Genomic DNA, 12,971 nt, shown 5'->3' on the forward strand with positions numbered 1-12,971 from the left:
GATTCTCGCGTACCGCCTGTCGCTGAGTGTCGCCTGAAGGCGGCAGTGGCCTCCGCTACGTACCCTGAGTTACATGTCCGCGACCTCGTCTGCCGGCGTCCCGCATCCGTACCTGCACCGCAGCGCCGGGCGCGCATCGGTGCCCGGCCCCGATCGGGGCGCCTCCGGGCGTGCCCGTCCGACCGAGGCGCGCTTCTACCCGTCGTACGACGAGGAGCAGCCTCGCTCCGGCGGCCCGTCGGGGCCGAACGGGCCCGGCGGCCCGGGTGGCACCGGCGGACCGGGGCGGCGCGGCCCGCGACCGCGCTGGGGTCGGATCGCCCTGGTGGCCGGGGCCGCGGTGCTGGTGCTGGCGCTGCTCGGCAGCGTCGGCGCCTGGTTGTACGCCCGCAACCTCAACGGTGACCTGGCCCGCACCGACCCGTTCGCGGAGATCACCGGCGGTCGGCCCACCAAGACCGTCGACGGCGCGCTGAACATCCTGCTGGTCGGTAGCGACTCACGGGACCCGGACGCGCCGGTCGACAGCAAGAGTCAGTGGCGCGCCGACACGATCATCGTCATGCACATTCCGGCCGACCACCAGGAGGCCTACCTGGTCTCCATTCCCCGGGACCTGTACGTGCCGATCCCGGAGAGCGCCGGCGCGGACTGCGGCTCCGGTTCGCGCGCGAAGATCAACGCAGCGTTCGCGTTCGGTGGGCTGCCGCTGGCGGTACGCACCGTGGAGTGCTTCACCGACGTTCGGATCGACCACGTGATGGCGATCGACTTCGGCGGCTTCAAGGAGGTCACCGACGCTCTCGGTGGTGTGGACCTGAAGGTGGAGCGCACCATCACGTCGATCCACAAGCCGTACCGGACCTTCACCAAGGGCACCAACCACATGGACGGCGCGGAGGCGCTGGACTGGATCCGGCAGCGCAAGCAGTTCCCCGACGGGGACTTCGCCCGGATGCGGCACCAGCAGGAGTTCCTTCGGGCACTGATGGACAAGGCGGCCAGCACCGGCACACTGGCGAACCCGAAGAAGCTCAACGATTTCCTCAAGTCGGTGACCGCGGCCGTAACCGTCGACCAGACTTTCTCGGTTACAGACATGGCGCTGCAGTTCCGTAACCTGCGCGGCCAGAACCTCACCTTTGTGACCAGCCCGAACTCGGGCAGCGACACCATCAACGGCGAGTCGGTGGTGGTGTCGGACCGGGAGAAGGCGCTCGCGATGTACCAGGCCATGTCCGGAGACACGATGGCCGACTGGGTCAAGGCGAACCCGCCGAAGAGCAACGACGGCGGCTGACCGCGGCCCGGCTGGCACCAGCCGTTCGGGTCATCGAGCGGCGACGATCGACTGAGTCTGCGAAATTCGACGTCCGGATTGACCCGGGATGAACTCGCCAAGTCGATTTGATGTACGTACAGTGGTGCCGCCCCCTCCTGATCACGAGCTGGAGCATGCATGCCGGTTCAGGCCAGTCGTCGCCCCTCTTCCTCCGGGTCCGCCGCCCCCAGCGGTCGAGTCGCTGCGGCCATACCCGCCCAGGCACGCCCCTCAGGCGGCGGGCCGGGCTCGCGTCCGCCCGGCAGCGGCGGTGGTGGCGGTGGCGACCGCCCGGGTGGTGGTGGGTCGAAGAAGCGGACGAAGCGCAAGGACCCGCTCTGGGCCAGGCTGACAGTTGTCTTCGGTGCCGTGCTGATGCTGAGCAGCGGGGTGGCCATCGTCGGCAGCAAGGCGCTGATCGGGCAGGCGACCGGCGGCATCGCGAAGGGCAACCTGCTGGGTGACGCCGGCAAGTCCGACGCAGAGGGCGGCGCGAGCCTGGACGGCCCGATCGACATGCTGCTGCTCGGCGTGGACGCACGGGAGCGCTGGGCCGCCGACGACGTCCGCTCGGACAGCATCATCGTCCTGCACATTCCGGCCACGCACGACCAGGCGTACCTGATCTCGATCCCCCGGGACACCGAGGCGCAGATCCCGGCGTTCAAGAAGAGCGGCTACGGCGGCGGCTCCGGAAAGATCAACGCCGCGTTCCAGGCCGGTGCCGCCAACGGCGGTGGCTGGGAGGGTGGCGCCCAGCTGATGGCCCAGACGATCAAGCGGCTCACCGGGATCAGCTTCGACGGCGCGGCGATCATCAACTTCGGTGGCTTCAAGAACGTCATCGACACCCTGGGCACCGTGCGGATCTGTGTCAGCCAGGAGGTCAAGTCGCTGCACATGTCGTACGTCGACGGCAAGCCGATGTGGAACGCCGACGCCAAGAAGACTGGCAAGGAGCGGACCCCGGTGGTGCACAAGAAGGGCTGCCAGGAGATGGAGGGTTGGGCCGCGCTCGACTACTCCCGCCAGCGCAAGTCCCTCAAGAACGGCGACTACGACCGGCAGGCCAACCAGCAGCAGCTGATCAAGGCGATGGCGAAGAAGGCCACCGAGGGCGGGATGTTGTCCAACCCGGCCAAGATGAACAACCTGATCAAGGCGGCGGGCAAGGCGTTCGTGCTGGACACCGGCGGCGTGCCGATCGAGGACTTCATCTTCACCATGCGCGGGGTCACCGGCAACGAGCTGACCATGCTCAAGACCAACAACGGCACCTTCAACGCCAACAACAACAACACCGAGGGCCTGAACGAAGAGACGATGGCGATGTTCCAGGCGGTCAAGCAGGACAAACTCGCCGAGTTCGTCTTCACCCACCCCGAGGTGATCTCCAGCCGCAAGTGAGGCCCGGAGTCGCGGAAAGCCAGCGACGGCCTCCTCACCGCCCGTAGCCTGACGTGAGCAGGTTTCACGTATCGGCTGCGGGGAGGCGGTCACGTCCAGGTGGGGACGGAACGCAGCGGACCGGGCCGGAGCGGGCCCGTCCGCCCGCTCGCCTCGCGCCCGTTGGCCGCGGATCCTGCTCGGCACCGGCCTGGCTCTCGTCCTGCTGGCAGGGCTCGCCGTGGCCGGGCTCAAGACGCTCAGCCACCGCTACGACCGCACCGTGACAAAGGAGCAACTGCTCGACGCGGACGCCCGCACCGAGCGCACCGACCTGGACGGGCCGCTCAACTATCTCCTGGTCGGCTCGGACCGGCGCCCGGGCGACAGCGGCCCGGACCAACGCTCGGACACCATCCTCATCGTGCACGTCCCCGCCGGGCAGCGGGAGGCGTACCTGGTCTCCATCCCGCGTGACCTGCTGGTCACGATCCCGCCCGCGAACGGCTTCGGCGGCGGTCAAGACAAGATCAACGCAGCGTACGAGCACGGCGGCGGCGGGCAGGCCGGCGCCCAACTGCTCTCCGCCACCCTGCACCGGCTCACCGGAATCCGGTTCGACGGCGCTGCGCTGATCGACTTCTCCGGCTTCCGGAAGGTGATCGACCTGCTCGGCGGGGTGGAGATGTGCGTGGACACCGAGGTCCGCTCGATCCACACCAACCGGGTCTTCGCCACCGGCTGCCAACAGATGGACGGCGCGCAGGCGCTGGACTACGTCCGACAGCGCTACGACCTGCCCGGCGGTGACTACGACAGGCAGCACCACCAGCAGCAGCTGCTCCGGGCGATGCTGGACAGCGCCGGCAGGGCGGACCTGCGGAGCAACCCCGTCAAACTGGACCAGGTGCTCCGGGCGGTCGGCAGCTCGTTGACAGTCGACACCAACGGCGTACCCCTGGAGGACCTGCTCCTCGCGCTGCGCGCCCTGCCGCCCGACGGGATGCGCGGCGTCCAGGTGCCCTCCTCGCCGCAGACCATCGACGAGGTCTCGTACGTGGTGCTGGACAACGGCGGCAACGGGCTCTTCGAGGCGCTGCGCGGGACCCGGGTGCCGGCCTGGGCGCAGGCCAACCCCCGCTGGGTGACCCGGTTGTGACAGTGCCGACGGCCCGGTCGGTGCCGAACCGGGCCACGAGGATCTAGTGTTGCTTCCTGTGTTCGGACCCCAGGTTCCCACCGTGCCCGTGACCGAGATCGCCGACGAGACCTACCTGCTGGACGTGCGGGAGGACGACGAATGGGCGGCCGGCCACGCGCCCACCGCCCACCACCTGCCGATGATGGAACTACCGGCCCGGCTGGCCGAGGTGCCCACCGACCGGGAGGTGGCTGTCGTCTGCCGTTCCGGCGGGCGGTCCGCCCAGGTCGTCGCCTACCTGATCAACAACGGCTGGGAGCAGGTGCGCAACGCCGACGGCGGGATGCGCCAGTGGGCTGCGGTCGGCCGACCGGTGGTCGACGCGAACGGGCAGCCCGGCCAGGTCATCTGAGGCCGGCGGAATGGGCGGGCCACTGGTCTTCGCGCACCGCGGCGCCTCGTTCGACCTACCCGAGCACACCCTCGCCGCGTACCTGCGCGCCCTCGACGAGGGCGCCGACGGCCTGGAATGCGACGTCCGGCTGACCCGGGACGGGCACCTGGTCTGCGTGCACGACCGACGACTCGACCGCACCAGCAACGGTCGCGGTCTGGTCAGCGCGCGTACGCTCGCCGAGCTGGACGCCCTGGACTTCGGCTCGTGGCACCCGGGCAGCGCCCCGGACGGCGACCTGCCACCGGACGAGTCGCACACCCGGCTGCTGACCCTGGCCCGGCTCCTGGACGCGGTGCTCGCCGCCGGGCGGCCGGTCCGACTGCTCGTGGAGACGAAGCACCCGTCCCGCTACGGCTCGAACGTGGAACGGCGACTGGTCAGCCTGCTGCGCCGGTACGGGCTGGCCGACCCCGCACCGGACGATCCGGTGCAGGTCACCGTCATGTCGTTCTCCCCGCTGGCGGTCCGTCGGGTGCGCGAGCTGGCCCCGACGCTGCCCACGGTGCTGTTGCTGGAGGTGCTGCCGCGCTGGCTGCGGTTGGGTCGGCTGCCGTTCGGCACCCGGATCGCCGGCCCGGGCATCGGCCTGGTCCGGGCCCGCCCGCAGTTGCTGCCCGCACTGCGGGCGGCCGGCAACCAGGTGTACGTCTGGACGGTCAACGAGCCGACCGACCTGGAGCTGGTGCTGGCCGCCGGGGTGGACGGGATCATCACCGACCGGCCCGCGTACGCCCTCGCCCGGCTGGACCGCTGACCCATCGACCGGGCGGGGGTGCCCAAAACCGGGTCGGCGGGGCAGACTCGGCACATGCCGGAGCGTATCGATTTCCCCGCTCTCCTCGCCGGCCACACCGTCGTGATCGAGATGATCAACTCTGGGGACGCGGGCCTGCCGGTCCTCACCCAACTGCTCCGGGTGGCCCAGCCGGCGCTCGGCGCGACCGGGATGGCGTTCGTCGAGTTCGGTCCGACCGGCGGTCGCGTCATCGCCGCGACCGGCGCGGCGGAGTGGGCCCTCGGCCGACCACTGGCAGTCGACGACCCGGACACCGTCTGCCTGCTCTCCGGGCCACGGGTGCTCCAGGCGCGGGTGAGTGACCTCAACGGCAAGCTGGCCGGCGAACTGGCCGGCAGCGGCCTGCGCCGGATGGTCGTCTCCCGGGCCGAGATCGGCGGTCACACGGTCGGCAGCCTGCACGCCCTCTATCCGGGCGACGACGAGCCGGGCGCCGAGCAGCAGGGGGTGATCGCCTACCTCGCCTCCTGCGTCGGGCACATGTACGGCGACCAGAGTGGCCTGCCGGTGCACGGCGACGGCCCGGTGGTGGCGGCTCTCGCCGACGGGCTGGCCGTCGTCGACCGGGACGGGCACGTCCGGCTCTGGAACCCGGCCGCCGCCCAGGTCACCGGCCGGACGGTCGAGCAGGCGCTGAGCCGCCCGTTGCCGTTCCCGCTGCCACCCTCCGGGCAGGTTCGGGACCACCGGATGCCGGACGGCCGCTGGCTGCGGATCACCTCTGGCGACCTGCCCGGCCCGGGGACGTTACGGGTGGTCACCTTCCGCGACATCACCGACCAGCAGCGCCGCGACCACGACCGCGAACTGTTCGTCGCGGTGACCAGCCACGAGCTGCGCACCCCGGTCACTGTCATCAAGGGGTACGCGGACACCCTCACCGACCACTGGGAGTCGCTGACCGACGTCGACCGCCGGCAGGCGGCCCGGGTGATCGGGCAACGCGCCAACGAGCTGGCCCGGTTGGTCGACCGTCTGCTCAGCTCGGCTGCCGAGGTGGGGCCGGGCGACGACCCTCCCACCCCGTTCGACCTCGGCGAGGCGCTGCGCTCCGCGGTCGTCGACCTGCCGGCGGAGCTGCGCCGCCGGCTGGTGCTCCGCCTCCCGAGCGACCTGCCCAAAGCGCTCGGTCACCGGCCCAGCCTGGCCACCGTGCTGACCGAGCTGACCACCAACGCCGGCAAGTACTCGGCACCTGGTTCTCCCATCGAGATCACCGCCTCGGGTGACGGTCATCTGGTGGCGTTCCGGGTCAGCGACCAGGGCATCGGCATCCGACCCGAGCACGTGGAACGGGCGTTCGACAGGTTCTGGCAGGGCGAGTCCGGCGACAGTCGCGGCTACCCGGGGGCCGGGCTCGGCCTCTATCTCGTCCGCCGGATCGTTGAACAGCAGAATGGATGGGTATCCCTACGTCCGAGGACCGGCGGCGGTACGGTCGCAGAGGTGCGGCTACCACGCGGTTGACCAGGGGTGGCGCGACGTGGAGGCGACGGTGGCAGCGGCAACGAGGGATCGAGCCTGGTGCGTGGTGGTTCCCCACCATCCGGGCGGGGCACGGCTGGCCCGACACCGGCTCGCCGCCGAGCTGGCGGACGTCGTACCCCCGACGCTCCTCGCGGACCTGATCGCGGTGCTCGCAGAACTGGTGGGCAACGCGGTGCGGCACGCCAGACCGCTGCCCGGCGGCGTGATCCGGGTTGCCTGGCAGCTGCGGCCCTCGGCCGAGGGCACACTGATTCAGCTTCGGGTCACCGACGGCGGCAGCGCGAGCGCCGGGCCACGGCTCCGGACGGCCAGCCCGGACGCGGCGGACGGGCGCGGGCTGCACATCGTGGCTGGCCTGGCCACCCGGTGGGGCGTCGAGCAGGACGGCATGGGCCAGCGCGTCTGGGCGGAGTTCGACCCGGTACCGACACCCCGACCCAACCTGGTGTCAGCGGGCTGAGGACGGCTCGGGCGGGTCCCGGTCACGCCGAGCCGCTCGGGGCTCTAGGCTGTGACGCCGTGACCAAGCGTCGAAAGAGCCAGCGCGCCGCCGCCGACACCACGCCCCGTCGCGAGAAGGTGCGGGACATCTTCGTGCCACGTCCGTTCGACGGGCTGGTCGACGAGTCCGAGTGGATCGCGCTGCGCGAGTTGGTGCCCGCCGCCTCCGCCCCGCTGCGGCTGGCGCCCGCCCTGGTCGAGGAATTCGGCGACCGGACGGCGACGCTCGCCACGGTGCTGCCCATGGCTGCCCCGGCCATCACCAAGCCGGACGGCCGGGTGCTGATCGGTCTCCAGCGCCACCAGCAGTCCGGTGACGTGTCGCGGGATCTGGCCGACGCTTTGCTCAGCGCGCTGCGTACCGAGCCGGGTGGCCAGGTGGCCGTGGCGCCACTGCCCGGCCCCGGGCCCCGGCTCCAGGACATCCTCGCGGACGGTCCACTGGACATCACCATGCACGACGGCTTCGACTTCTGGCTCGATCCCGGGGCCGCCGACGATCCGACCGTCCAGGCGTCGCTGGAGCGGGCGAACGCGGCCATCTACCCGACGGTCCGGCTGACCGCGGCCAAGGCCGCGTACTGGTGTCAGGTCCCGGAGAAGGCCCACGTGCGCTGGGTGCTGCCGGACGACGAGGACGCCGCCCTGGATGCGCTGGCCCGCCTCGGCGCGGCCGGCACGCTGACGCTCGGCGAGCAGACCAAGTTCGCCGGCATGTTCCGCGCGCACGGTCGACTCGTGCCGGTGTGGGACCTGCCGGAGGAGACCCCGGCCGCCGAGTGGGAGGAGCCGGTGGCGCAGTTCGCCAAGCGGTACGCCGAGGCGCTCACCGTCACCGACCCACTCGACGCCGCCGGCCGCCGGGCCCGTCAGGGGCTGCTCGGCCGCCAGCTCACCCTGCGCTGAGCCGGGGCGGTCGTTCCGCTCAGCCGGCGACGGCTGCGCTCGTCGCGTGCTCAGCCGGCGACGGGTAGCGGGTCGCGGGTGATCGGGCAGGACATGCAGCGCGGTCCGCCGCGACCGGAGCCCAACTCGGAGCCGGCGATCGGGATCACCTCGATGCCGGCCCGCTCCAGTTGGGCGTTGGTCTCCGTGTTGCGCTCGTAGCCGACGCAGAGGCGAGGGGCCAGCGCGAGGGTGTTGTTGCCGTCATCCCACTGCTCGCGTTCCGCGGTGACCGGATCCAGCCCGGTGTCGATGACCCGGAGCAGGTCGAGGTCCATCGCGTCGGCGGCGGCCCGCAGGAACGGCGCCGGCCCGTCCACCCGCGGGTCCTCGCCGTCCCCGCCGGCGATCACCGTGTACGCCGACAGCGTGCTCGCGATGTTGGGGTACATCAGGACGGCGTCCACGTCGACCATCGTGCACACCGTGTCCAGGTGCATGGTGGCGCGCTTCTGGGCGATCGGCACCACCAGGATGGTGTGGGCCAGGCCGGCGGCGAAGACCTGCCGGCCGAGGCGTTCCGCGCCGGCCGGTGTCGTCCGCTCGCCCACCCCGACCGCCAGCACCCCGGGCGCGAGCAGCAGCACGTCCCCGCCCTCCAGATGCTCAAGGCCGGGGCGGTAGACGAACTCGGTGCCAGCGAACCGGGGGTGGTGGCGGTAGATGGCGTCGGTCAGTGTGGTCTCCCGGCGGCGGGCCGGCATGGCCAGGCTGGTGACACCCACCCGGTCGCCGATCCACAGCGACGAGTCGCGGGTGAAGAGCAGGTTGGGCAACGGGTCGATGACGAAGTCGTGTCGGTCCATCAGCGTGTAGACCAGTCCGCCCGGCCGCTCGGAGCTGATCCGCAACTCCTCGTGGGCCAGCCCGGCGGTGAGCACGTCGGCCAGCGCGGCCGGGTCCAGGTAGGAGAGGTGGTCGGCGACGCGGGCGCGCAGCGTGTCGCCGAGCCGCCGGGAGCGCAGCACCTGCTCGGTGAGTTCGGCCCGGGCGTCCGCGACGGCAAGCGTCTCGGCCAGCAGGGTGGCCAGGTAGAGCACCTCGACGCCGCGCTCGCGCAGGGCGGCGGCGAACGCGTCGTGCTCCTCCTGGGCGCGCCCCACCCAGGGGATCGCGTCGAACAGGAGCGAGTCGTTGTTGCGCGGGGTGAGCCGGGCCAGTTCGGGACCGGGCCGGTGCAGCAGTACGGTGCCGAGCCGCCCGACTTCACTGTCGACGTAGTGGGTCACTCCCGCAGCGTAGGGCAGGGTTTAGCGGCATCCGAGAAAAGAACTGTGGATGAATATGGCATTCATCCACAGTCACTCCGGCGCTCCGGCTTGCCGAACACCGGTAGTGGCAACGTAGGGTAGTGAGGACATAACTTCGAGGGACCTTTTGCCGGAGGTCGCGATGACTGTCTTTCCCGCACGACGAGCCGTACCGTCCGCTCGGGCACTGCCGCCCGTCGCGGTGCCACACCCCCGCGTCGAGGCGCCGGGGGTTCTCGAACCGGTCCGTCCGACACCGCTCGAATGGGCCCGCCGCCGTCGGGCCGAGCGGGGTGCACGCCGCCTGGAGGCGGCCGGGGCACGGGCGCTGGGCCAACTCGACCATCTCGGGCCTGCCTGGCACGTGATCGAGTGGCCGCGCACCGACGTGACAGACGTCCTCGACCGCGGTCAGGACGACCGAGCCGGGTTCCTCGCCATCGGGCCGAGTGGCCTGTTCGCCGTCACCATCGCCGACCACGGCCGGGCCAGGGTGCTCGTCGCCGGCGACGTGGTGCAGATCAACGGCAAGCGGCCCCCGTACGTGGCCGAGTCCCGCCGGGACGCCAAGCGGGCCAGCAAGGCCCTCTCGGACGCGGTGGGGCTGCCCGTTCCGGTGACGCCGGTGCTGACCTTCGTCGGCTCGGGCGTGATCAGCGTCTACGGCCTTCCGAAGGACTGCCTGATGGCCACCCACCGGGAACTGGACCGGCTGCTCGTGGCCGGCGGCAGCCGGATCAGCCCCGCCACCGCCGAGAAGCTTTCCCGGGTCGCACAGAACCCGGGCACCTGGCTGAACGGCACGTACCGTCCAACCGCCGACTACCGGTGGTACGACGAGGGCCGAACGGCCGCTGACAAGCCGGCCCACCGCCGGTAACGTCACCGGCGACGCCACGCGGCTCCGGTCCCCCCGTTCGCCTCACCGGTCTCCGCGCCGTCACCGGTCGCCTCGGTTCACGCTGCGCGCCCCGGTGACCCGGTGCGCTCGGTGATTCCGTCGGCGACCCGCTAGCGTGGACAGTCGATCGGTGCACATAGGAGGCGCGGTGGCCCACGTCGAACTTTCGCTCTCGGAAGCGTTCGTGCCGGCGGTGCGGGCCTCGACAGAGCCGGAGTCCGACAACGTCGGCCAATGGTCGTCGACAGTCTCCCGGGCCGACGAGCCGTGCCTGCTGATCGACGCCGACACCCGGGTGGTCGCGATCTCCACGGCCGGTTGCGAGCTGCTCTGTCTCGGGGAGCCAGCCGGGCTGATCGGGCGACCGTTGCTCGATGGCGGGCTGCGCCTGCTCGACTTCACCGCCAACCGGGGCGAGCTGACCGAAGCCGAGATCGACAAGATTCCGCCCCTGCTCGCGCTCTCCTCCGGCCGACTCGCCCGTGGGCTACTCAGGGTGCAGGCCGCCTCGGCGAACAGCTCCGACGCGACAGTCGACGCGATCTCCACCCCGGTGCTCACCGACGGCACCGTCACCGGCTCCCTCACCTTCTTCTCCGAGGTCTGACCTGCGGCGCAGTGTGTCCTTCGCCGCACGTGGCGTGGCCTGGATGGGTCCGTACGAAGGCCGTAGGGTGCCCTCATGCTCGATATCGCTCTGCTGCCCGGGGAATACGCTCTGTGCCGGCTGGCCGCCGGCAGCACAGTGCCGGACGCGCTGTCGAGCGGGCTGCGCGGCGCGGACGTGGTGACGGTGAGCTGGACCTCCGACGGGATCTCCGTGATCTGCCCGACCGAGCGGGCGCCGGCACAGGCGGTGGTGGAGACGACCTGGCGCTGCCTACGGGTCACCGCCCCGGTGACGCTGGCCGGCACCGGCAGCCTGGCCTCGCTGGTCGACCCGCTCGCCGAGGCACGGGTCAGCGCCGTCACGTTCTCCACGTTCGACACCGACTACCTGCTGGTGCCTTCCGTCCGGCTGACTGAGGGCACCGCAGCGCTCCAGCGCGCCGGGCACCGCGTCACCGGCTGACCTTCACCCGACCGGCCGCTCGCCCTACGATGGGCTCGGCCACCCCGGCCGCGACGAATTCTCCGATGTCCCGAGGATCGGCCCGTGCCGTTCACCCCACCCCCGCCCGCGTCCCCCTCACCGCGGTCGACGATCCACCCCTCGCCGGCGGCTCCTGGCCGGGCAGCCGACCGCGTTGCGGCGCGGAGCCTCGCCCGAGTCCTGCCGATGGCGCTCGCCGTCGCGGCGCTGGCCGGCTGCGGCGCACCACCCGGGCTGGGGGAGCCGACCAGCGCTCCCACTCACACCGCGGCCCCGACACCGTTCGGCCCGAGCACCCCACCGGCCACCCCGCCCACCACCGCGCCGTCTCTCGGTACTGTCACGCCCACCCCGGACGCCGGGTTGGTCGCGACGGCCTGCCGCAACGGGCCGACCGGCCAGCGGGTGCTGCAACTGTTGCGCGGCCGGGCCGGAGTGCTGCCGGCGAACGTCCGGGTCCAGGTCCGCACCGGGCCGCTCTGCGCCGCTGACTGGCAGTTCACAGTGCTGACTGTGACCGGGCACGAGGAACTCCAGGTGGTCACCCGGGGCGAGCCCGGTTCCCCGGTGCTGGTCACCGCCGGAACGGACGTCTGCACCATCGAGGTACGCGCCACCAGCCCGGCCGGGATTCGCGCCCTCGCCTGCGACGCCGGCCCGGCCAACGGGCCGGGTGCGTAGGCTGGTCGGCATGCCGGGAACACCGCCGACACGTTTCGTCTTCCTCGGGCCGGAGGGCACCTTCGCCGAGCAGGCCCTGCGCTCCATACCCGCCGCCGAGCGCGGCACCCGTACGCCCGCGCGCAGCGTCGGAGAGGCGCTGGACAGCGTCCGTGCCGGCGACGCCGATGCCGCGCTGGTGCCACTGGAGAACTCGATCGGCGGCGCGGTGGGCGTCACGCTGGACGAGATGGCCGAGGGCGAGCCGCTGGTGATCACCCGTGAGGTGGTCCTGTCGGTGGAGTTCGTGCTCGCCGCGCGGCCCGACACCCCGCTGACCTCGATCCGCACCGTGGCGGCCCATCCACAGGCGTCCACCCAGTGCCGGGGCTGGTTACGCGACCACCTGCCCGACGCTGTGGTGGTCGACGTGCTCTCCAACGGCGCGGCCGCCGCCGGTGCCGGCACTGGCGAGTTCGACGCGGCGATCTGCGCACCGATCGGGGCCTCCCGGCACCGACTCACCACACTCGCCGACAAGATCGCCGATCACCCCGACGCGGTGACCCGGTTCGCGCTGGTGTCCCGCCCCGGGCCGCCACCGCCGCCGACCGGTGACGACCTCACCTCGCTCGCGGTCTACATCGCCCACGACCGGGTCGGCGCGCTGCTGTCCGTGCTGATGGAGTTGGCCGTCCGTGGGGTCAACCTGACCCGGATCGAATCCCGGCCGACCGGCGAGGCGCTGGGCCGCTACGTCTTCTTCCTGGACTGTGTCGGCCACGTGGCCGACGTACGCCTGGGTGAGGCGTTGCAGGGGCTCCGCAGGGTCTGTGCCGACGTCCGCTTCCTGGGCTCCTACCCCCGGCACCGGTGGGCCGAGGCGGGCGAACGCCCGGTGCCCGCGCCAGCGGGCCTCTCCGACGTCGACTACGCCGACGCGGCGGCCTGGCTGACCCGCCTGCGTACCGGCGAGTTGACCTGACCGGCGCGGGCGCCCCAGGAGAACGGGGGCGCCCGCGCCGCGGTCAG

At 71.8% G+C, this 12,971-nt stretch carries 14 protein-coding genes; 13 read left to right on the plus strand and 1 reads right to left on the minus strand.

Going from position 1 to position 12,971, the window contains the following annotated elements; all coding sequences use genetic code 11:
- Nucleotides 1-73 precede the first annotated feature (73 nt).
- The 8 genes from AB0B98_RS03785 (at nt 74) to AB0B98_RS03820 (ending at nt 7,996) form a co-directional block, all read left to right on the plus strand.
- On the plus strand, nt 74-1,300 hold the full coding sequence (locus AB0B98_RS03785) for an LCP family protein (RefSeq protein ID WP_357360704.1): 1,227 nt from the start codon (nt 74-76) through the stop codon (nt 1,298-1,300).
- Nucleotides 1,301-1,459: 159 nt separating this feature from the next.
- Nucleotides 1,460-2,728, plus strand: a complete 1,269-nt coding sequence (locus AB0B98_RS03790; protein WP_357360706.1) for an LCP family protein — start codon at nt 1,460-1,462, stop codon at nt 2,726-2,728.
- Nucleotides 2,729-2,903: 175 nt separating this feature from the next.
- Nucleotides 2,904-3,866, plus strand: coding sequence for an LCP family protein (locus tag AB0B98_RS03795; protein WP_357361119.1), 963 nt, complete (start codon nt 2,904-2,906; stop codon nt 3,864-3,866).
- Between the two features lie 58 nt (nt 3,867-3,924).
- Complete coding sequence (locus tag AB0B98_RS03800; RefSeq protein WP_030487745.1) at nt 3,925-4,260, plus strand: rhodanese-like domain-containing protein; 336 nt, start codon at nt 3,925-3,927, stop codon at nt 4,258-4,260.
- 10 nt (nt 4,261-4,270) lie between these two features.
- Nucleotides 4,271-5,059 carry a glycerophosphodiester phosphodiesterase family protein gene (locus AB0B98_RS03805; protein ID WP_238670004.1) on the plus strand — a complete coding sequence of 263 codons (789 nt, stop codon included), beginning with the start codon at nt 4,271-4,273 and terminating at the stop codon, nt 5,057-5,059.
- A gap of 54 nt (nt 5,060-5,113) precedes the next feature.
- Nucleotides 5,114-6,568 (plus strand): PAS domain-containing sensor histidine kinase, encoded by a 1,455-nt coding sequence (locus tag AB0B98_RS03810; protein ID WP_357360708.1) that lies wholly within the window; start codon nt 5,114-5,116, stop codon nt 6,566-6,568.
- Nucleotides 6,569-6,629: 61 nt separating this feature from the next.
- Nucleotides 6,630-7,049, plus strand: a complete 420-nt coding sequence (locus AB0B98_RS03815) for an ATP-binding protein (RefSeq protein WP_238670057.1) — start codon at nt 6,630-6,632, stop codon at nt 7,047-7,049.
- A gap of 59 nt (nt 7,050-7,108) precedes the next feature.
- On the plus strand, nt 7,109-7,996 hold the full coding sequence (locus AB0B98_RS03820) for a DUF5926 family protein (protein WP_238670006.1): 888 nt from the start codon (nt 7,109-7,111) through the stop codon (nt 7,994-7,996).
- A gap of 50 nt (nt 7,997-8,046) precedes the next feature.
- Here the strand turns inward: AB0B98_RS03820 and AB0B98_RS03825 are convergent, their stop codons facing one another.
- Nucleotides 8,047-9,264: an arginine deiminase gene (locus tag AB0B98_RS03825; RefSeq protein WP_357268164.1), complete on the minus strand. Its 1,218-nt coding sequence runs from the start codon at nt 9,262-9,264 to the stop codon at nt 8,047-8,049.
- Between the two features lie 163 nt (nt 9,265-9,427).
- Here AB0B98_RS03825 and AB0B98_RS03830 point away from each other — a divergent pair, with 163 nt between their 5' ends.
- The 5 genes from AB0B98_RS03830 (at nt 9,428) to pheA (ending at nt 12,924) form a co-directional block, all read left to right on the plus strand.
- A complete protein-coding gene (locus AB0B98_RS03830) occupies nt 9,428-10,165 on the plus strand; it encodes a hypothetical protein (RefSeq protein WP_238670008.1) in 738 nt (245 codons plus the stop codon).
- A gap of 169 nt (nt 10,166-10,334) precedes the next feature.
- On the plus strand, nt 10,335-10,793 hold the full coding sequence (locus AB0B98_RS03835; protein WP_355004481.1) for a hypothetical protein: 459 nt from the start codon (nt 10,335-10,337) through the stop codon (nt 10,791-10,793).
- Between the two features lie 75 nt (nt 10,794-10,868).
- Nucleotides 10,869-11,258 (plus strand): ACT domain-containing protein, encoded by a 390-nt coding sequence (locus AB0B98_RS03840; RefSeq protein WP_357360711.1) that lies wholly within the window; start codon nt 10,869-10,871, stop codon nt 11,256-11,258.
- Between the two features lie 207 nt (nt 11,259-11,465).
- Complete coding sequence (locus tag AB0B98_RS03845; protein WP_357360713.1) at nt 11,466-11,960, plus strand: hypothetical protein; 495 nt, start codon at nt 11,466-11,468, stop codon at nt 11,958-11,960.
- 10 nt (nt 11,961-11,970) lie between these two features.
- Entirely contained in the window at nt 11,971-12,924 is a 954-nt protein-coding gene (gene pheA / locus AB0B98_RS03850; RefSeq protein WP_357360715.1) for a prephenate dehydratase, read from the plus strand.
- Nucleotides 12,925-12,971 lie beyond the last annotated feature (47 nt).

Source organism: Micromonospora sp. NPDC048947, assembly GCF_040649495.1.
In the GTDB taxonomy this organism is placed as follows: domain Bacteria; phylum Actinomycetota; class Actinomycetes; order Mycobacteriales; family Micromonosporaceae; genus Micromonospora; species Micromonospora alfalfae.